An 18394-nucleotide genomic window follows, 5' to 3' on the forward strand; every position below is an offset into this window, starting at 1 on the left:
AAACATATCCAAACCAAAGGACGGCCCGATGTTTACCTGCACCCGCCGCGCCACGCTGGTCCTTGCCCTTTCCTTGGCAACATCGCTGACGTTGCCAGCTGCCGCGATGGCCGGGGACATCACCGTCTTTGCCGCCGCGAGCATGAAAAACGCGCTGGACGAGGTTATAACCAACTGGACCACCGAGACCGGCAATACCGCGGTCGTGTCCTATGCGGGCAGTTCGGCACTGGCCAAGCAGATCCAGCAGGGCGCGCCTGCCGATGTGTTTATCTCGGCTGCGGTCAACTGGATGGACACCTTACAGAGCGAAAACCTGATCAAGCCCGACACCCGCATTGACCTTCTGGGCAACTCCATCGTGCTGATCGCCCATGGCACCGATGCCGCCCCGGTCGATATCGCATCCGGCTTTGATCTGGCCGGACTGCTAGGCGCGAACAAGCTGGCGATGGCGATGGTCGACAGTGTGCCTGCGGGTGTTTACGGCAAGGCCGCCCTGACCAGCCTTGGCGTCTGGGAGACGGTCGCGCCGAACGTCGCACAGGCCGACAACGTGCGCGCGGCGCTGGCGTTGGTCGCCACGGGCGAGGCCCCGATGGGCATCGTCTATGCAACCGATGCGGTGGCAGAGCCGGACGTCAGTGTGGTCGGCACCTTCCCCGTCGAAACGCACCCTGCGGTCATCTATCCCGCAGCCGTCACCGCCGAGACCACCAAACCCGAGGCAGAGGATTTCCTGACCTATCTTTCCAGTGCTGCGGCCGTGGCAGCCTTCGAGCGCCAGGGCTTCACCGTTCTGAACAAGTAAGCGGATGCTGGAAGGCTTGTCAGGCGACTGGTTCGCCGCCCTGACCCCTGATGAATGGCGCGCAGTGGCCCTGTCCCTGCGCGTATCGTTCTGGGCCACAGCGCTTAGCCTGCCTTTGGGCATTTATGTGGCCTATGTGCTGGCGCGGTATGAATTCTGGGGAAAACAGGTGCTGAACGGCCTGGTGCACCTGCCTTTGATCCTGCCTCCGGTGGTGACGGGATACCTGCTGTTGCTGGCCTTCGGGCGCAAGGGGCCGGTGGGCGGGCTGCTGGAGCAATATCTGGGGATCGTGCTGGCGTTCCGCTGGACAGGCGCGGCCCTAGCCGCCGCCGTGATGGCGTTTCCGCTGATGGTGCGGGCGATCCGCCTTGCGATCGAGGCGGTGGACCCGAAACTGGAACAAGCCGCCGGAACCCTTGGCGCGTCGCGGGCTTGGGTCTTTCTGACGGTCACATTGCCGCTGATCCTGCCCGGAGTGGTCGCGGGCGCGATCCTTGCCTTTGCCAAGGCGATGGGTGAATTCGGTGCCACGATTACCTTCGTTTCCAACATTCCCGGTCAGACGCAAACGCTGCCCTCTGCCATCTATGCCTTGCTGCAAATTCCGGGGGGCGATGCGCAGGCGTTCCGACTGGTGCTGATCGCCGTCATCATCGCCATGGTGGCGCTGATCCTGTCGGAATGGATCGGGCGGATCGTGGCCAAAAGGATCGCGGGCGCATGACGGTTTCGGTGCAATTGAAACACGCCTTTGCGGGCTTCACGCTGGATGTGGCATTCGAGGCCCCCGCCGGTGTGACGGCACTGTTCGGGCGGTCCGGGTCGGGCAAGACAACGGTGATCAACGCGGTCTCCGGCCTGCTGCGCCCCGATCAGGGCCGGGTGGCGGTGGATGATCTGCTGTTGTTCGATAGCGCCACGCGCCGCAACCTGCCTGTGCACCGCCGTCGTCTGGGCTATGTCTTTCAAGAGGCGCGCCTGTTCCCGCATCTGTCGGTGCGGCAGAACCTGCTTTATGGCCGCCGCTTCGCCCCCAAAGGGGACGGCGTGGCGTTGGAACGGGTGGTCGAAATGCTGGGCATCGGCCCGCTGCTGCCGCGCCGCCCCGGCGCGCTGTCGGGCGGAGAGAAACAGCGCGTCGCCATCGGGCGCGCCCTGCTGGCCCGCCCGCGTCTTTTGCTGATGGATGAACCGCTGGCCGCGCTGGACGAGGCCCGCAAGGCCGAAATTCTGCCCTATCTGGAACGCTTGCGCGACCAGACCGACATCCCGATCCTATATGTCAGCCACTCTATGGCCGAGGTGGCGCGCCTTGCCACGACGCTGGTGGTGATGGAGGCGGGACGGGTGCTGCGGGCTGGTCCCACAAACGCCCTGTTGTCCGCCCCCGAGGCCGCGCAAGGGTTTGGCCTTCGCGAAGCCGGCGCTGTGATTATTGCCCGCATCGCAGCACAAGAAGAAGACGGACTGACCCGGCTGGAGACTTCGGCTGGCGCGATCCTGCTGCCCCGGGTCGAGGCACCGCTTGGCTCTACCTTGCGCATCCGCATCCATGCGCATGACGTGATCCTGTCGCGCACACGGCCGCAGGGCCTGTCTGCGCTGAACATCCTGCCCGCCGTGGTGACAGAGGTTCGCCTTGGCGACGGCCCCGGTGCATTGGTCCAGTTGCGCGCTGGCGATGACCTGATGCTGGCCCGCGTCACCCGCCGGTCAGCACAGGCGCTTGACCTTCGGGCAGGGTCCGACTGCTTTGCGATCGTGAAATCCGTCTCTGTCTCCCGCGACGACATCGGCGCGGCCGGTGTGTAAGCTGAATGCGCCGCAGCAACTGACTGCCGTGACGAAATGCGGCATTCGACGGCGCGGTTGGTCCGCGGATTTCCCCGGCATATCGCCCCCCGCTCAGCCTCAGGCAAGGATCAGGAATTGTGGCGGATGGGGTGAAAGCCATGCGAGCCCTTCAACCGCCGTCACAGAGTATCACAAATTACTCATAAATATCTGTTATACATATATTTTTTCGTCACAGGCCCGCATTGGCCCTCATGGGAATTTAGACGAGTTCAGCGCCTTTTTGTACCTTGGCACCTAACCAGTGAACAGGAAATGTGCTGAACATGGGACTGACACACAAGCGGATCGAAGCTGCGAAATTCGGCATTCAACCGGAACGCATGGGCGACGGGAATGCGCTTTATGTCCGGCTCCGACCGGGAGGCGGTAATCTCCCCCTTTTTAACGGGGTGCATCCGTAGGAATCACGCGGCCATTTTCAGTTTCATGGCGGGTGTGATGCCGCCGATCCCCATGTTGGGGCGGTCGTTGTTGTAAGTCCATAGCCATTGTGTGGCCTGATCTTGGGCCTCCTCTATGCTTTCGATGATGTATTGGTCCAGCCATTCGTGCCGAACCGTCCGGTTGTAGCGCTCGACATAGGCGTTCTGCTGGCGCTGGCCGGGTTGGATGTGCTGAATGGTGATCTTGTTCTTCTCAGCCCATTTTTTTTCAGCGTTTCGCTGATGTATTCGGGGCCATAACACCTTCGGAATGTCGCTGATTTGGCATCAGGTCATTGTCGTGTCGGGCGATCCCGGCGTCGGATTTTGCCTCAGTTCGGCGCTTTGGTCAACGAACGGTCTCTCCCATAACAAACACAGAGTACGCTATTGCGGCTCTCACCGTCCTTAAGACGATATCCTTGCACCGTTGAGCAGAAGGCCTGAACATTATCTACGAGGTCAGCACGCTGCCTCCACGGCCCTATCAGAGAAAGGTCCTTCTGCTGTCGATCGCCCCTCAAAGAAGGGACGATAGGGTTCACCACCTTTGACGACTGCGTAAACTGTGCGGGCCATTTTGGCAGCGATTGCGGTATATGCCTTGCGGCGCAAATGGGTGTTGTGGCGATCTTTTGAGATGTAACGCTCGAACTTGTCACGGAAGCTGTTGACGCGCTGCAGAATGGCGACTTGACCCGCCATCCACAGAGTGCGGCGCAGTCGGGCGTCGCCGTATTTTGATAGCTTGGTCTGCCCCCGAAACATGCCGGGCTGAATGGTTGCGAGGTCCATACCACAGAACTTCAGGAATTGCCGGTGGTGCCCAAACCGGCGCAGGTCACCCGCTTTTGCCAGAATAGTCAGGGCATTGATCGGGCCGATGCCCGGGATTGATGTGAGAAGCTGATAGTCGGGATTATCTTTGAGTAACGCGACGGCACGGTCTTCTATCTCGTTGCGCTGTGCAATCAGGCCACGCCCTTCCGCAAGAACCAGGCCGAACATCGTGATGGCATCGGACCCTGGGTCGACCAGCAGCCCCACCGATGTTTTGGCGGTCTGGTAAATGTCTGTCAGTAAACGCTCTTTCGACACGCGGCGACCGATCGCCGCCCAAGCATCGGCAATGAAAGCCTCCTTGTTCATTGCCGCGATGATGTGCGGCGACGGATAGCGTTCGAGGAAGGCAAAGAACCAATCACTGCGCGAGCTACGGTGGAAGCGATCGGCTTCGGGAAAATACAGCGGCAGATAATGCGTCAGCACCCGGTGCCAGAGCTCGGTCTTCGAGCGAGATACCATGTCGTGGGTTTTGGACTGCTCCTGAAGGTCATTGGTGCCAGACAGGAATGGGTCATGATAAAACTGCTCGTTCCCGATCGCCATCATGTGCAGGATCACCTGCGCGTCCTTGGGATCGTTCTTGTCCCAGCTGTTGTTCAAAGTCTCCCGGGTTCTGGCGAGGGCCACGGAGGCCACCAGCTTTACGTCGAAGCCGGCGCAGCCGAGGTGATAAGCCAAGGCCCGGTGGTAATTACCCGTCGCTTCAAAAGCCACGCGGACTGGGTGCCCATATTCTGCGACTGTCGCAACCAGTCGGTTGAAGTCGTCCAATTGGTTCAGCACGGTCAAACGACGCTGGCGCGCCTTGCCGGGCACGGCAATCAGCACCTCATGACGCGCTTTCGACATGTCGATGGCCACCAAAACGGGCTCGGACTGAGCAATAGTCGTATCGGTCATAGTCGGTCTCCTCTGCGGTGTGGTTTGTTGCAAAATCACTATAGGGACCTGAAACCCGGCTATGACCACCTGCTGCGCAATTTGAAGGCAGCGCAGGCTGTCATAGCCTCTCAATCAGCGATATTCCGAAGGTGTTATGGCCCCGAATACATCAGCGAAACGCTGAGAAAATGGGCTGAGAAGAACAAGATCACCATCCAGCACATCCAACCCGGCCAGCGCCAGCAGAACGCCTACATCGAGCGATACAACCGCACGGTCAGGCATGAATGGCTCGACCAATACATCATCGAAACCATCGAGGAGGCCCAAGATCAGGCCACACAATGGTTGTGGAATTATAACAACGACCGCCCCAACATGGGCATAGGCGGCATCACACCCGCCATGAAATTGAAAATGGCCGCGTGATTCCTACGGATGCACCCCGTTAAAAAGCCGGGGATTGCCGCCTCAGGCGACCACAGACCTTTCTTCTTTAACTCATGCCGCAACGCGTAAATCTGCTGCCGCATAATCTCGTGGCGCTGCGCCACCTGCGTCACAGTCGCTCCGCCGACACCAACCGATGTGACAATCTCCAGTTTGTCCTCGTCACGCCAGAAACGCCGCCGCTCCAACCCAAGAATTTCGCCACGCATCGCAGACCCCGCATAAGACACGTCGCTAACGACGTCGTTAAGAACGTGTCTTAGATCATAGCACACAACTGGTCCGAAATTTCGCGACCACCTCTCTTTCAAGCATGGCGCCATTGTGAGGCGGTCTGAACACCTGACCTCGGAGACGACAACACAATGGGTGCACCGCGACAAAGAAGACCTGAAAATTGCCCTGAACGATTAGACGACAACCGGGCGAGCGGCGAAAGGCGCGACTTTCGGGGGGGAGGCAATGTTCACACTGCGGTCGGCGCGGATTTCGTGGGCAAGCCCCTACCGCCTGCCCCCGGGGCCAAGGTGGCGCGCAGCGTCCGGCGGGATTTGATTTGACCGATACGCTCTCAATTCGGCTTGAATTTCGGTTCCGTGCTCTTTAGATGGGCCTGTGTCTGGGATGGGTGGCCGAGTGGTCTAAGGCTCCAGTCTTGAAAACTGGCGTGGGGGTAACTCCACCGTGGGTTCGAATCCCACCCCATCCGCCACCGCCTATATGTAAGATATTGATTTTCATTTATTTTATTGGCACATAGCCAATTTCCTCCCCCGCAATATCCCCCACCTCTTTCGAGAACATGCTGGAATTGCGCGGAACAGAGTTCCAAATTCCAGCCGCGATGAATCGGTTTATGGCTACTCTTGCGGGCGTGACGTCGGAACATCCAATTGTTCACGGCGCCGGTAGCAATGTCAGGTTTTGTAACGTCAGAGTCAGCTAGTGTTCTGCACCTGACGCAAGTTTCCCAGCCTGCCTCTGGTGCGCCCCCTTCGTTCGGACGAAGGTCGGTGGGGCAGCGATGCGCAGAAAACGCCATTTGCAAAGTATCTCCACGCCGCCGGGCAACCTACATGAGCGGCCCAATCCGGACCTTCGACTACCTCCAGAATGCTGCGGCGCAGCCAGTCGAACCTGCCATTCGCCGCATCCGCGCAATCAAAAGCATGTAGAACTCACACTTTGCGGGTTGGATCTATGCAACATAGAATAAAGAGGTGGTCGCGAAATTTCGGACCAGTTGTTAAGGTGGATCGCATGACGAGAGAAGTGTAAGCGTTTCCTGGCCCGCACCTTCCCAATTCTGACCTGACCTGAGATTTCGCATCTGACGTAGATTAGGGCGGGAGTTTCGCGATGGCGACTACGGGTGAGTTACTCAGGGACTATGGTGTAGAGATACGTGGGAATGGTCAGCGTCGCTGGCCCGACGAGGTCAAGGCGCTGATCGTTGCCGAGACGTTGAAGCCGGGCGCGACGGTGAATGCGGTTGCTGCGCGTTATGGGCTTCGGGCGAACCAGTTATCGGAATGGCGTAGTCGGGCACGCGATGGCCGGTTGGTTTTGCCTTCTGTTGAAGATGACAGCTTCTGTTTTGCACCGATTGTCGTGTCGGATGGCGTTGGCGGTGCGGATGTGCCGGCTGTCGCCGGGCAGCCCACAAAGTCTGACGGGTTGTCCTGTAAACCCATTGAGATTGAGATCGGCCAAGTGACAATCCGGCTTGATGGCACCACCAGTTCTGACCGGATTGCCGAGATCGTGCGGGCCGTCGGGGCGCGGCCATGATGTTCCCGTCAAACCGCATGCGGGTTCTGGTCTCGACGCAGCCTGTGGACTTTCGCAAAGGTCATGATGGGTTGGCGGCAATCGTGTCATCGGTGCTGCGCAAGGATCCGTTCACGGGCACGGTGTTTGTGTTCCGCTCGCGCCGTGCTGACAGGCTGAAGCTGCTCTACTGGGATGGCACCGGACTGGTGATGGCTTACAAGCGACTGGAAGATACGACGTTCACCTGGCCGGCTATCAAGGACGGGATGATGGCGCTGAACCATGCCCAATTCGAGGCCCTGTTTGCCGGACTGGACTGGCGTAAGGTTAAGGCCTTGGAGACGCGCCCACCTGCTGCGGCAGAATGAATCAACCGCATGTTTTTGCGTGATTTTACTGGGGTTTTGTCGTAATCTCGGGCCATGATTACGACACTGGCCATTGACCTTTCGACGATCCCTGCTGCGCAACGCGCGGCGGTTCTGGCGTTGATGGAAAAGGTGGCGGCGCTCACAGAAATCACCCAACGGCAAGAGCACCTGATCGCCGAGTTGAACCACGCCCTGCATGGCAAACGGTCGGAAAAGCTGACCGAGGATGAGCGGCAGCTGGCGTTCGAGGACTTGTCCATCGCACTTGCTGAGGTCGAGGCAGAGAAGGAACATCTGGCCGCCAAAACGGATGACAAGACGGCAGCCAAACCTGCGCCAAAGCGCACCATCGGCAACCTGCCCGCCGCACTGCCGCGCATCGAAGAGGTTATCGAACCCGACAGTCTGATCTGCCCTTGTGGCTGCGGCGTCATGCACAAGATCGGCGAAGACCGCAGTGAACGGCTCGACATCGTGCCGGCCCAGTTGCGTGTGATTGTCACCGTCCGGCCCAAATACGCCTGCCGGACCTGCACCGACGGTGTGACCCAAGCTTCAGCACCAGCGCACCTGATCATGGGTGGGTTGCCAACTGAGGCCAGCATCGCCCATGTGCCCCCTCTCGGCGATGCAAAGCATCGCCTGCCGGTCAGCGGGTCAGCAAATACGCTGACCACCTGCCATTATACCGCCAAAGCCAGATCCTGGCGCGCGCAGGCCTTGATCTGCACCGTGCCGTGCTGGCGGATTGGGTCGGCAAGGCAGCGTTCCACCTCAAGCCCGTCGTCGACCGGCTCGCCGAACATCTGAAACGATCCGGCAAGCTGTTCATGGACGAAACCACGGCTCCCGTGCTGGATCCGGGGCGCGGAAAGACAAAGACCGGGTATCTCTGGGCCCTGGCCCGCGATGACCGGCGTCGCACCAAAGGTGCGCTTTTGGCGCAACGGGGCGGCGAGGACCCGCCCGCCGTGGTTTACTTCTATGCCCCCGGTCGGGCGGGCGAGAATGCCGAAACATTCCTGACAGGCTTTGACGGCATCCTGCAGATCGACGGATACCAGGGCTACAACCGGCTGACCAAACTGACCCGCAAGGGCGGTGCCCCCATTCGGGTGGCCCATTGCTGGGCACACGCGCGCCGCAAGCTGAAGGAAGTCTTTGACCGCGATGGCTCAGAGATCGCCGCCGAAGGCCTGCGCCGCATCGCCGAAATCTATACCGTTGAAGCCGATATCCGTGGCGTCTCGTCCGGCCAGCGTCTGTCTGCCCGTCAAACCCGCAGCGTCCCGCTGGTCGCGGCCTTCGGCGACTGGCTGCAGGCCCAACGCCGCAAGATCTCGGCCAAATCCCGCTTGGGCGAAAAGCTGACCTACATCCACAATCACTGGGACGGTTTGCAAACCTTCCTGACCGACGGGCGCGTCGAGATCGACAACAACCGCGTCGAAAACCTGATCCGCCCCATCACTCTAAATCGCAAGAATGCGCTCTTTGCGGGTAACGACGAGGGCGGCATCGCCTGGGGCCGCATCGCCTCGCTGATCGAGACCTGCAAGATCAACGGCGTCGAACCCTTCGCCTACCTCAAGGCAACGCTGACAGCGATCGCCAACGGTCACCCGCAAAGCCGCATTGACGACCTTCTGCCGTGGAAGTTTGCGCCGTCAAGCTAACCCACTGGTGCTGTTCAGCTAACGCTTTCGGACCAGTTGTTAAGGTGGATCGCATGACGAGAGAAGGGATCCAGAATGAAGAAACGAAAGAACCATTCGCCTGAATTCAAAGCCAAGGTTGCGCTTGAAGCGATCCGCGAGGAGCTGACGCTGGCGGAGTTGTCCAAGAGATACGGTGTTCATCCGACCCAAATCGGCACCTGGAAGCGCGCGGCGATAGAGAACATGGCGACGGCATTTACCCGCCGAGGTGCAGCCCCAGAACAGGTCAGCGCGGCTGAAGTCGACAAGCTGCATTCCAAGATTGGCCAGCTTGTGGTGAAGCGGGATTTTTTGGCCGATGCCTCGCACCAGTTGCTCGGGACGCGAGGCAAAAAATAGTGAGCAAGAATCATGAGTTGAGTGTGCGTCGGCAGTGTGCGTTGCTGACATTGGCGCGATCGAATCTGTACTATGAGCCGAAGGGCGAGAGCGCGGAGAACCTGCGGTTCATGGAAATCATCCATTGCCCGGCAGGCGATTTGTGAAACAAATCTGCCGAGAGGGGACCAGCAGTTCCTGGAGACGCCGTGGTACGGATCGCGCCAAATGGCACGTCATATGAAGCGCAACAACCACGCATGCGGGCGGCATCGTGTCCGCCAACAGCGCCCTCCACATCATCGCAATCGGACGGTTGCGGCTTGACCCAACGACCCAACGACCCAACGACCCAACGACCCAAGAATACGTGGCGCGTCGAGTAGCCCAAGGCCACTCCAAACTCGAAGCGATCCGCTGCGTCAAACGATATATTGCGCGCGAAATCATCAACATCATCGCACGTCGACACAAACTGATAAATCAGGCTCAGATCGCTGCTTGACACTTAGAAGGGCGTCCAAGGATCACAGTTCACCAGCGGCGATTGGATCGACGTGCTGACCGACGCGAAGATCAAGATCAGCATGGATGGCAAAGGGCGGTGGATTGATAACCGAATGATCGAACGGCTGTGGAGATCCCTAAAGTACGAATGTGTCTATTTGCACGCGTTTGAGAAAGGTTCAGAGGCAAAAACCGGCATTGGAAAATGGCTGGCCTATTACAACGCCGAACGGCCGCACTCGACCCACGGCATTTTGACCCCGAATGAGGCCTATGCAAGCAAAACAGAACCAATGAGATTAGCAGCCTGACATGAAACCCTGATCCACCTTAACAGGGCTGCAAACTGGTCGAAAAACTAGTACCACCTCTGGTTGCGTCGATCTACTTAGTCTATGCTTCGTTTCGTGTGACGTCCAGCGGCGGGGAGACGGGATGGGCAGACGAATTTCCGCTTCTCATCGGCGTGTTGGATCAGGACATGCTATGCAGCCCTTCTGTCCAGCTTTGGATGCCGCATGCAGACGCCGGTCTGCCCATCGCCGAGAGTGAGGGCGCGTGACGTGGAGTCGCAGCACCCCCGCTGACGGTCAAATCGCCCGAGGAATGCCCTAGTTCGTCGGTCTAGTGCGAGTTAGCCTTTGGCTTCTTCGGACTACCGGTAATCCTACCTTCCCAGATCCGCTCCCCGGCATCGTCCACAACGCAGACCGCCGTTTCCTTCATAGACACGTCTAGTCCCACAAAATGCTTCATCTTCTCCTCCATACTGATGAAAGCGGTAGCGTAGCACGAGAGCTGTCCCTCAGATTACGCCGTGATTGTGAAAGCATGCCTCTCAAGCCGTTTTTTGCCGACGTCCTTCCGCGCACCCTTTCAAATACACCTCTCTGTGGTTAGGATGCGCCTGCGCACACGGGCAAAATTGTGCAATCGGGCAGACAGGCCGGACAATCGGCGAAAACGCGGCACAGTCCGCGTGCACAGGGGGCAAGGCATGGACAAGACAAGCATCGGTAGGCTTGCCATAGTGGCTGGCGTGGCCCTGCTATTGGCAGGATGCGACGAAAACAGCCGGATGGGGTTTCTGAAATCCAAAACGGACGCGTCTGACAGCGGCGTGGCCCGCAGCAGCAGCACGAAACTTGTCGAGCGTGATGTCGAGTCTCCGGATGCGTTTCAGGTGACAGAGGACGGTCTGTGGGATGGTCGCCCGTCGCTTGGCGGTGTCTGGGTCGCCTATCCGGGCGTTCAGGATCCCGAGCGGGTGATCATCCGCAACCAGTCGAACGGAAAATTCGTAATCGGTGCCCTGTTCCGCCGCGAGCGTGAAAATCCGGGTCCGAAAATGCAGGTCTCGTCCGATGCCGCCAACGCCCTCGGGATGCTGGCCGGTCAACCGGCAAAGCTGAACGTCACGGCGCTGCGCCGCGAAGAGGTGCCAGAGGTCGCGCCTGCCGCCACGGAAAGTCCGACCCTGCCCGCACCCGAAGCCATCGCAGAGGCAAAGCTGGACCCGATCGCTGGGGCCGCTGCCGCCATAGCCAGGGCCGATGCGAAGGCACCTGCGACAGCCGCGCTGGCACCGGTCAAGGCTCCGGCGGGCGCACCGAAATCCGCCGCTGCGTCTGCCTCGGGGCTGGCCAAACCCTATCTTCAGATCGGGATTTTCAGCGTCGAAAGCAATGCCGACGCAACCGCAAATCTGATGCGCAAATCCGGTATGGTGCCCACTGTGAAAAAGCAGGAAAGCAGTGGCAAGACGTTCTGGCGGGTCATCGTTGGCCCCGCAGCTAACAAATCAGAGGCGGACGCGCTTAAGAAAAGTGTGACGGGCCAAGGGTTTGCCGATGCCTATTTCGTGACGAACTAAGGATAGAAACGGAGCATGCCCCGATGCTGAAACGCACCCTGACACTGATCACCCTGACACTGGCCGTTTTGGCCAGTGGTCCGGCAACCGCCCTCGATACCAAAGCGACCGCCGCCTATGTCATTGATCACACGACGGGTACCGTTTTGATGTCCACGAACGCGGATGTACCGCTTCCGCCCGCATCCATGTCGAAACTGATGACCGTGTACATGGTTTTCGAGGCCCTGAGAGATGGCCGCCTGACGCTGGACGAGACCCTGCCGGTTTCCGCCCACGCGATGTCCTACGCGGGCTCGACGATGTTCCTGAACACCACCGACCGCGTTCGGGTCGAGGATCTTATCCGCGGCATCATCGTCCTGTCCGGCAACGATGCCTGCGCCGTCGTGGCAGAGGCCCTGTCGCCCGATGGAACAGAGGCAGGATTTTCCCGCATGATGACCGAACGTGGCAAGGAAATCGGCCTGACGCAATCGAATTTCACCAACTCGAACGGATGGCCGCAGGCGGGGCACCGGATGAGCGTAAAGGATCTGGCAACTCTTGCAGAGCGTCTGATCACCGACTTTCCGGAATACTATCCGGTCTTCGGCGAAAAAGAATTCGTGTTTGACAACCGCGCACCCGATAACCGCCATAACCGCAACCCCCTGCTGAAACTGGACATCGGCGCCGACGGATTGAAAACCGGCCACACCTCCGAGGCCGGATACGGGCTTGTCGGTTCGGCAAAGCAAGGCAACCGCCGCGTCGTGTTTGTTCTTTCGGGCATGGCGTCCGAACAAGAGCGGAGCGAGGAAGCGGAAAAGGTCGTGAACTGGGCTTTTCGCCAGTTTGTAGAGAAAACAGTGGCAAAGCAGGGTGCCATTCTGGCCGATGCCCCCGTCTGGATGGGCAGCGAACAGCGGATCAATCTTGTGGCCCCCAAGGATCTTAGCCTGCTGGTGTCGTCGGTCGGAACAAGCGAGGTCAGCGGCCAGATCGTTTATCGCGGCCCGCTGGAGGCCCCCATCGCCCAGGGTCAGGAGGTTGCCGAACTGGTGATCACCCGCGAAGGTCTGCCAGAGGCGCGTTTGCCGCTGATTGCGGATCGCGCTGTCGCAAAGGGTGGCTTTGTGCCGCGTATCAGAACGGCCGCGCAAATTCTGATGGGCCGTATCGCCAAGGAGGCGCAGGGCTTTTTCTGATGAGTTTGGGTATGTTCCTGACGTTCGAAGGGATCGACGGTTCCGGCAAATCCACGCAGGCGCGGGTTCTGGCCGATCACCTGCGCGGCCTTGGCCACGACGTGGTGCTGACCCGCGAACCCGGCGGATCGCCGGGTGCCGAGGAAATCCGCAAGCTGGTGCTTGAAGGCGATCCGGATCGCTGGTCGGCGGAAACCGAAATCCTGCTGTTCACCGCTGCCCGCCGCGACCATCTGGAACGCACGATCCAACCCGCACTTGATGCAGGGAAAATCGTGATTTGCGACCGTTTCGCCGATTCAACCCGCATGTATCAGGGCCTCTCGCGCGGCGACCTGCGCGACACCGTGGACAAGCTGCACGCGCTGATGATCGGCAAGGAACCCGACCTGACAATCCTGATCGACATGGACCCCGCCACCGGCCTGACCCGCGCCAAATCGCGCCAAACGGCAGAAGAACGGTTCGAGGATTTCGGCGAGGCGCTTCAGGTGCGGATGCGGAACGGCTTTCTGGCGCTGGCGGCCGAATTCCCCGACCGCTTTCGCGTGATCGACGGCAACCGCGACATCGACAGCGTGACGCGCGATGTGATTGCCACCGTCGAGGCCGCCCGGGCATGAGCAGCGACGACATCCCGGAACCCGACCGCATCGAAGGCGCGCCGCACCCCCGCGAGACCCTGACGCTGATCGGGCAGGCGCAGGCAGAGGCGGCCTTTCTGGACGCGCTGAATACCCACAGGATGCACCACGCCTGGCTGATCACCGGACCGCGCGGCGTTGGAAAGGCGACGCTGGCCTGGCAACTGGCCCGCGTTCTGCTGACAGAGGAGTTGGGCGACGGCGGCATGTTCGCCCCTGCCCCCGTTGTGCGGCACGATCTGACGGTCGACCCCGAACTTCCCGTCATGCGCCGTGTTATGGCCGGATCGGAATCGCGGCTTCTGGTTCTGCGCCGCCCCTACGACGAGAAAGCCGAAAAGCTGAAGCAGGACATCACCGTGGACGAGGTGCGCCGCGTCAAAGGCTTTTTCCAGATGTCCGCCACCGACGGCGGCCGCCGCGTGGTAATTGTGGACAGCGCGGATGATATGAACACGAACGCCGCAAACGCCCTGCTGAAACTGCTGGAAGAACCCCCAGCCGACGCGGTGTTGCTGCTGGTCAGCCATCAGCCTTCGCGCCTTTTGCCGACGATCCGGTCCCGCTGCCGCGAATTGCGTTGCGGCACCCTGACGCCGCCGCAAATGGCGCAGGCCCTTGCCGCCGCGGGCGCCGATGCCGGCCCTGATACCGCGGCCCTTGCCGAACTGTCGGGTGGGTCGGTGGGAGAGGCGATCCGCCTGACGAACCTTGAGGGTCTGACAATCTACGACCAGATGATCGCGCTGTTCGCGGGCCTTCCGATGCTGGACCGGCCCCGCGCGCTGGCCCTTGCCGAAAGCGCTGTAGGCCGCGCGAACGAGCCGCGCTTTGACATGATGCTGCGCCTGATGGATCTGTTTCTGGCCCGTGTCGCCCGTGTCGGTGCGGGGCTACCCCCCGCCGCCGAGGCCTCGAACGGGGAACGCGCCTTGTTGCAGCGCCTTGCGCCGTCGCATCACGCGGGGCGGGCCTGGGCCGAATTGCAGCAAACCCTTGGCGCGCGCGCGCGCCATGGCAAGTCCGTGAACCTTGACCCTGCTGCGCTGATCCTTGATATGGTTCTTAAGATTGACGAGACGGCAACGCGTGTTGCCGCAAGATAAGGCAGCGGCATGACCGACACCCCACACATCGTAGACAGCCACTGCCATCTGGATTTCCCCGACTTTGCGGATGAACTGCCGGACGTGGTGCAACGCGCCCTGGACGCGGGCGTGTCCCGCATGGTGACGATCTGCACCCGCCTGAAGAACGAGCCGCAGGTCCGCGCCATCGCGGAAACCTACGCGCCGGTGTTCTACGCCGCAGGCACCCACCCGATGAGCGCCGCCGAGGAACCGATGGCGACAGTTGATCAGTTGATCGCCCTGTCACAGCACCCGAAATTTGTCGGCATCGGCGAGACGGGGCTGGACTATCACTATACCGCCGAAAGCGCGCAGATCCAAAAGGACAGCCTGCGGGTTCACATCACGGCCGCCCGCGAAACCGGCCTGCCGCTGATTGTCCATGCCCGCGCCGCAGATGACGACATGGCCCGCATCCTGTCCGAGGAACATCGCAAGGGCGCCTTTTCCTGCGTCATGCACTGCTTTTCCTCCAGTGCGGAACTGGGGCGCGCGGCGCTTGATCTGGGGTTCTATCTGTCGATGTCGGGCATCACCACCTTCCCGAAATCGGGCGATCTGCGCGACATTTTCGCCAGTGCGCCAGTTGACCGCATTCTGGTGGAAACCGACGCGCCCTATCTGGCGCCCCTGCCCCATCGCGGCAAACGGAACGAGCCGGCCTTTTCCGCCCACACCGCCCGCCGCGCCGCCGAAACCTTCGGCATGGACTACGCCGACTTCGCGGCGCAAACGACCGCCAATTTCGACCGGCTGTTCCGCAAGGCCGCCCTGTGATGGCACGCCTGAGCTTCACCATTCTGGGCTGCGGGTCTTCAGGTGGGGTGCCGCGGCTTGGCGGGCATTGGGGCGATTGCGACCCCGCCAACCCAAAGAACACGCGCCGCCGCTGTTCGCTGCTGGTGACCCGCGAAAACGAAGACGGCGCCACCCGCGTCCTGATCGACACCGGCCCCGATATGCGTGCACAGCTGCTGGACGCGGGCGTCGGCACACTGGACGCGGTCGTCTATACCCATTCCCACGCGGACCATGTGCACGGGCTGGACGACCTGCGGCAGGTCGTTTTCAACATGAAGACGCGGCTGGATGTCTGGGCCGATGGCGCCACACAGAATGACCTGTTCTCGCGTTTTGGCTATGCCTTCGTGCAACCCGACGGATCGCCCTATCCGCCGATCCTGCACATGCAAACGATCAAGGGCGACATCGCGGTGACGGGTGCCGGGGGCACGATCACACTGACCCCGTTCAAGGTCGAGCACGGCTCTATCGACGCGCTTGGGTTTCGCGTCGCGGGCGTGGCCTACCTGCCCGATGTGTCACGGATCTACGACGACGCACTTCCCCTGCTTGAAGGGCTGGATTGCTGGATCATCGACGCCCTGCGCCGCGCACCGCACCCAACGCATTTCAATCTGGCGCAATCGCTGGACTGGATCGCCCGCATGGCCCCGAAACAGGCGGTCCTGACCAATATGCACAACGATCTGGACTATGCCACGGTTGACGCGGAAACCCCCGATCACATCACGCCCGCCTACGACGGCATGACCCTTAAATTCGAGGTCTGACCCCTTGAACGCCCTGATCGAAGTCATCCTGCCCGTTTTCCTTGTGATCGGGTTCGGGTATGTCGCCGTTTGGCGCAACCTGTTCAGCGACAGCGGCGTCGATGGATTGATGAAGTTCACCCAGAATTTCGCCATCCCCTGCCTGCTTTTCCGCGCCATATCGATGCTTGACCTTGGGCAGAACTTTGACATCGCGATGCTGTTCAGCTTCTATAGCGGGGCCACGGCCGGCTTTCTGGCAGGATTGCTGGGGGGCCGCTATATCTTCGGGCGCGATTGGGAAGACAGCGTCGTTATCGGCTTTTGCTGCCTGTTCTCGAACTCGCTGCTTTTGGGGCTGCCGATCACGGAACGCGCCTATGGAACCGAAGCCCTGGAGGCGAACTATGCCATTGTCGCGATCCATTCGCCGTTTTGCTATATGCTGGGGATCGCCGCGATGGAAATCGCCCGTGCGCAGGGGGGCGGTGTGCTGGCAACCGGCGGGCGGATCATCCGGTCCGTGTTCAAGAACGCCCTGGTGATCGGCATCACGCTGGGGCTGATTGTGAACATCAGCGGCGTGGCCCTGCCCGGCACCCTGACCGACGCAATCGGCCTGATGGTGCGCGCAGCGCTTCCGGCGGCCCTGTTCGGTCTGGGTGGGGTTCTGTACCGCTATCGCCCCGAAGGCGACATGCGCACGATCCTTTTCGTCTGCTGCGTCTCGTTGATCCTGCACCCGTCGATCGTCTGGCTGATGGGCAGCGCGTTCCACCTGCCACAGAATGCCTTCCGGTCGGCAGTGCTGACATCGTCCATGGCACCGGGCGTCAACGCCTATGTTTTCGCCAATATGTACGGACGGGCCAAGCGGGTGGCGGCAAGCGCCGTTTTGATGTCAACGGCAGGGTCGGTGATAACAGTCTGGCTGTGGCTTATGGTTCTGGGATAGAAAACGGGCGCCACGGTGATGCCGCGCGCCCTTTGTCGGCATGTGCCGTCAGTATCCTTTATCCGGCGAAGGCTTGCCCTTGGCGGGGTCAGTCCGGCGAAGGCCGTGGGCATGTAGGGTTTCTCAGATACGTTTTGCCGCTGCTTTGGGTTTGCGCGATCTCGCACTGAAGTGGGTGCCGACATCTTCGAGCTCATCAAGCAGGCTGGGCTTGCTGGCTGGCAGCGGGCCATCGTAAAAACCGTCAGGATCTGGCACGCCCCAGCCGACGCCGCCGGCTCTGAACTCATAGAGGTGACTGTCGGTCCATCCCATGGCGGCCTGGATCACATCGTGCAGGCGGTTCAACTTGATCCTTAGTGGCACATCGAAGCGTCGAAGCACCTGAGGCTCGATATCGGACAATGTGACCTTGAGGCGTGCCACGAGCGTCATGCGGCGATCCTTTCCATTTCTGTGGTGGCTTTCCAATTCCAGGGCGGCAATTCCTGAACGCGGGAGACCGGCATGTCCGGTAGCCACGCCAAGACATCGGCCAGTTCGAAGTACTTGCGCCGTGCGTGGCTCCAACAGAGCGCGGCGCGCAGGCCCCGGGCTGCGGTCGGCCAGATATAGGTCACTATAGCCGCAATAGGCATCCGCCTGCAAAACACCCTGCAACCCAGCGAGATGCTTGTTCGGCTGGATCATCTGACGGTCACGGGAGAACTTGAACAAGGCGGCAGGTGGTGCGGATTTCGGCAAAACCGGACAGCGATTTCACTAAGTCGCGGACAGCCGTTTCATTAAGTCCCGGACAATTGGTTGGCGGCTGGTCATTGCGTTGCTGTCATTAGTCTGTGGTGATGGTTTCGGAGTTTTCGGCTTGGGTCAATCCTTGCGCTTGGCTTTTTCTGCGCATGCTGTCGCCTTTGAGCTCGACGCGATGGGCATTGTGTATGATGCGGTCGAGGATCGCGTCGGCGATGGTAGGTTCGCCGATCATCTGGTGCCAGCCTGAGACAGGCAGCTGCACTGTGATGATGGTTGATCGGCGTTGATATCGTTCCTCGAACAGTTCCAGCAGATCAAGGCGCTGCTGATCCGTCAAG

17 protein-coding genes, 1 tRNA gene and 6 pseudogenes are annotated in these 18394 nt (G+C 60.4%); 18 read left to right on the forward strand and 6 right to left on the reverse strand.

The features are described 5' to 3' along the window. The first annotated feature begins 28 nt into the window (after positions 1-28). Genes modA through modC form a run of 3 tightly spaced genes read left to right on the forward strand, consistent with a single transcriptional unit; the run spans position 29 to position 2626 of the window. On the forward strand, positions 29-811 hold the full coding sequence (modA, locus tag ACEN2R_RS14190; protein ID WP_442043316.1) for a molybdate ABC transporter substrate-binding protein: 783 nt from the start codon (positions 29-31) through the stop codon (positions 809-811). 4 nt (positions 812-815) lie between these two features. Beyond that, positions 816-1538 (forward strand): molybdate ABC transporter permease subunit, encoded by a 723-nt coding sequence (gene modB / locus ACEN2R_RS14195; protein ID WP_442043318.1) that lies wholly within the window; start codon positions 816-818, stop codon positions 1536-1538. Further along, positions 1535-2626 carry a molybdenum ABC transporter ATP-binding protein gene (gene modC / locus ACEN2R_RS14200; RefSeq protein ID WP_442043320.1) on the forward strand — a complete coding sequence of 364 codons (1092 nt, stop codon included), beginning with the start codon at positions 1535-1537 and terminating at the stop codon, positions 2624-2626. Before modB ends, modC begins: the two co-directional genes overlap by 4 nt. Positions 2627-3075: 449 nt before the next feature. Here modC and ACEN2R_RS14205 read toward each other — a convergent pair. Both ACEN2R_RS14205 and ACEN2R_RS14210 read right to left on the reverse strand, forming a co-directional pair. Continuing rightward, positions 3076-3362 (reverse strand): annotated as a pseudogene (locus ACEN2R_RS14205) (integrase core domain-containing protein); the annotation flags it as partial. A 218-nt stretch (positions 3363-3580) separates the two neighbouring features. Next, positions 3581-4839, reverse strand: a pseudogene (locus tag ACEN2R_RS14210) (IS110 family transposase). A gap of 138 nt (positions 4840-4977) precedes the next feature. Here ACEN2R_RS14210 and ACEN2R_RS14215 point away from each other — a divergent pair. Beyond that, positions 4978-5250: pseudogene (locus ACEN2R_RS14215) on the forward strand (integrase core domain-containing protein); the annotation flags it as partial. On the opposite strand, the gene ACEN2R_RS14220 reads toward ACEN2R_RS14215, so the two are convergent. Beyond that, the gene (locus ACEN2R_RS14220) at positions 5178-5594 is read right to left on the reverse strand and encodes a transposase (protein WP_442043322.1); all 417 of its coding nucleotides are present in this window, start codon (positions 5592-5594) and stop codon (positions 5178-5180) included. The pseudogene ACEN2R_RS14215 and the gene ACEN2R_RS14220 overlap by 73 nt on opposite strands. Before the next feature lie 299 nt (positions 5595-5893). Between ACEN2R_RS14220 and ACEN2R_RS14225 the strand changes: the two genes are divergently transcribed. The 14 genes and pseudogenes from ACEN2R_RS14225 to ACEN2R_RS14290 all read left to right on the forward strand — a co-directional run bounded on the left by ACEN2R_RS14225 (position 5894) and on the right by ACEN2R_RS14290 (position 17303). Continuing rightward, a tRNA-Ser gene (locus tag ACEN2R_RS14225) sits at positions 5894-5983 on the forward strand. Between the two features lie 647 nt (positions 5984-6630). Beyond that, complete coding sequence (tnpA, locus tag ACEN2R_RS14230; RefSeq protein ID WP_442043324.1) at positions 6631-7062, forward strand: IS66-like element accessory protein TnpA; 432 nt, start codon at positions 6631-6633, stop codon at positions 7060-7062. After that, positions 7059-7412, forward strand: coding sequence for an IS66 family insertion sequence element accessory protein TnpB (gene tnpB, locus ACEN2R_RS14235; protein ID WP_442043326.1), 354 nt, complete (start codon positions 7059-7061; stop codon positions 7410-7412). The genes tnpA and tnpB overlap by 4 nt, the downstream gene beginning before the upstream one ends. Positions 7413-7466: 54 nt before the next feature. Further along, a pseudogene (gene tnpC / locus ACEN2R_RS14240) lies at positions 7467-9091 on the forward strand (IS66 family transposase). 75 nt (positions 9092-9166) lie between these two features. After that, positions 9167-9472, forward strand: a complete 306-nt coding sequence (locus ACEN2R_RS14245) for a transposase (protein WP_442043328.1) — start codon at positions 9167-9169, stop codon at positions 9470-9472. Between the two features lie 244 nt (positions 9473-9716). Continuing rightward, positions 9717-9956, forward strand: a pseudogene (locus tag ACEN2R_RS14250) (hypothetical protein); the annotation flags it as partial. Positions 9957-10008: 52 nt separating this feature from the next. Continuing rightward, positions 10009-10269: an integrase core domain-containing protein gene (locus tag ACEN2R_RS14255; RefSeq protein ID WP_442043330.1), complete on the forward strand. Its 261-nt coding sequence runs from the start codon at positions 10009-10011 to the stop codon at positions 10267-10269. A gap of 686 nt (positions 10270-10955) precedes the next feature. Continuing rightward, positions 10956-11831, forward strand: a complete 876-nt coding sequence (locus ACEN2R_RS14260; protein ID WP_442043332.1) for an SPOR domain-containing protein — start codon at positions 10956-10958, stop codon at positions 11829-11831. Between the two features lie 23 nt (positions 11832-11854). Then, positions 11855-13021 carry a D-alanyl-D-alanine carboxypeptidase family protein gene (locus ACEN2R_RS14265; RefSeq protein WP_442043334.1) on the forward strand — a complete coding sequence of 389 codons (1167 nt, stop codon included), beginning with the start codon at positions 11855-11857 and terminating at the stop codon, positions 13019-13021. Next, on the forward strand, positions 13021-13644 hold the full coding sequence (gene tmk / locus ACEN2R_RS14270) for a dTMP kinase (protein ID WP_442043336.1): 624 nt from the start codon (positions 13021-13023) through the stop codon (positions 13642-13644). The genes ACEN2R_RS14265 and tmk overlap by 1 nt, the downstream gene beginning before the upstream one ends. Further along, positions 13641-14771 (forward strand): DNA polymerase III subunit delta', encoded by a 1131-nt coding sequence (locus ACEN2R_RS14275; protein ID WP_442043338.1) that lies wholly within the window; start codon positions 13641-13643, stop codon positions 14769-14771. Before tmk ends, ACEN2R_RS14275 begins: the two co-directional genes overlap by 4 nt. Before the next feature lie 9 nt (positions 14772-14780). Continuing rightward, positions 14781-15572 (forward strand): TatD family hydrolase, encoded by a 792-nt coding sequence (locus ACEN2R_RS14280; RefSeq protein WP_442043340.1) that lies wholly within the window; start codon positions 14781-14783, stop codon positions 15570-15572. Further along, positions 15572-16369 (forward strand): MBL fold metallo-hydrolase, encoded by a 798-nt coding sequence (locus ACEN2R_RS14285; RefSeq protein ID WP_442043342.1) that lies wholly within the window; start codon positions 15572-15574, stop codon positions 16367-16369. Before ACEN2R_RS14280 ends, ACEN2R_RS14285 begins: the two co-directional genes overlap by 1 nt. 4 nt (positions 16370-16373) lie before the next feature. Then, positions 16374-17303: an AEC family transporter gene (locus ACEN2R_RS14290; protein ID WP_442043344.1), complete on the forward strand. Its 930-nt coding sequence runs from the start codon at positions 16374-16376 to the stop codon at positions 17301-17303. A gap of 123 nt (positions 17304-17426) precedes the next feature. Here ACEN2R_RS14290 and ACEN2R_RS14295 read toward each other — a convergent pair whose 3' ends face one another. The 3 genes and pseudogenes from ACEN2R_RS14295 to ACEN2R_RS14305 all read right to left on the reverse strand — a co-directional run. Continuing rightward, positions 17427-17738 carry a plasmid pRiA4b ORF-3 family protein gene (locus tag ACEN2R_RS14295; protein ID WP_442043346.1) on the reverse strand — a complete coding sequence of 104 codons (312 nt, stop codon included), beginning with the start codon at positions 17736-17738 and terminating at the stop codon, positions 17427-17429. A 92-nt stretch (positions 17739-17830) separates the two neighbouring features. Beyond that, positions 17831-18035, reverse strand: a pseudogene (locus ACEN2R_RS14300) (IS66 family transposase); the annotation flags it as partial. Between the two features lie 100 nt (positions 18036-18135). Further along, positions 18136-18394: ATP-binding protein (locus ACEN2R_RS14305; RefSeq protein ID WP_442043348.1), on the reverse strand; the 259-nt coding region annotated here is incomplete at its 5' end.

It is taken from the genome of Pseudogemmobacter sp. W21_MBD1_M6 (assembly GCF_052119585.1).
In the GTDB taxonomy this organism is placed as follows: Bacteria; Pseudomonadota; Alphaproteobacteria; order Rhodobacterales; family Rhodobacteraceae; genus JBGQOJ01.

Bases quoted from the DNA above. Each gene is read 5' to 3' on its own strand.
- modA (WP_442043316.1), top strand. From the start codon at position 29: ATGTTTACCTGCACCCGCCGCGCCACGCTGGTCCTTGCCCTTTCCTTG.
- modB (WP_442043318.1), top strand. From the start codon at position 816: ATGCTGGAAGGCTTGTCAGGCGACTGGTTCGCCGCCCTGACCCCTGAT.
- modC (WP_442043320.1), top strand. From the start codon at position 1,535: ATGACGGTTTCGGTGCAATTGAAACACGCCTTTGCGGGCTTCACGCTG.
- ACEN2R_RS14220 (WP_442043322.1), bottom strand. From the start codon at position 5,594: ATGGCGCCATGCTTGAAAGAGAGGTGGTCGCGAAATTTCGGACCAGTT.
- tnpA (WP_442043324.1), top strand. From the start codon at position 6,631: ATGGCGACTACGGGTGAGTTACTCAGGGACTATGGTGTAGAGATACGT.
- tnpB (WP_442043326.1), top strand. From the start codon at position 7,059: ATGATGTTCCCGTCAAACCGCATGCGGGTTCTGGTCTCGACGCAGCCT.
- ACEN2R_RS14245 (WP_442043328.1), top strand. From the start codon at position 9,167: ATGAAGAAACGAAAGAACCATTCGCCTGAATTCAAAGCCAAGGTTGCG.
- ACEN2R_RS14260 (WP_442043332.1), top strand. From the start codon at position 10,956: ATGGACAAGACAAGCATCGGTAGGCTTGCCATAGTGGCTGGCGTGGCC.
- ACEN2R_RS14265 (WP_442043334.1), top strand. From the start codon at position 11,855: ATGCTGAAACGCACCCTGACACTGATCACCCTGACACTGGCCGTTTTG.
- tmk (WP_442043336.1), top strand. From the start codon at position 13,021: ATGAGTTTGGGTATGTTCCTGACGTTCGAAGGGATCGACGGTTCCGGC.
- ACEN2R_RS14275 (WP_442043338.1), top strand. From the start codon at position 13,641: ATGAGCAGCGACGACATCCCGGAACCCGACCGCATCGAAGGCGCGCCG.
- ACEN2R_RS14280 (WP_442043340.1), top strand. From the start codon at position 14,781: ATGACCGACACCCCACACATCGTAGACAGCCACTGCCATCTGGATTTC.
- ACEN2R_RS14285 (WP_442043342.1), top strand. From the start codon at position 15,572: ATGGCACGCCTGAGCTTCACCATTCTGGGCTGCGGGTCTTCAGGTGGG.
- ACEN2R_RS14295 (WP_442043346.1), bottom strand. From the start codon at position 17,738: ATGACGCTCGTGGCACGCCTCAAGGTCACATTGTCCGATATCGAGCCT.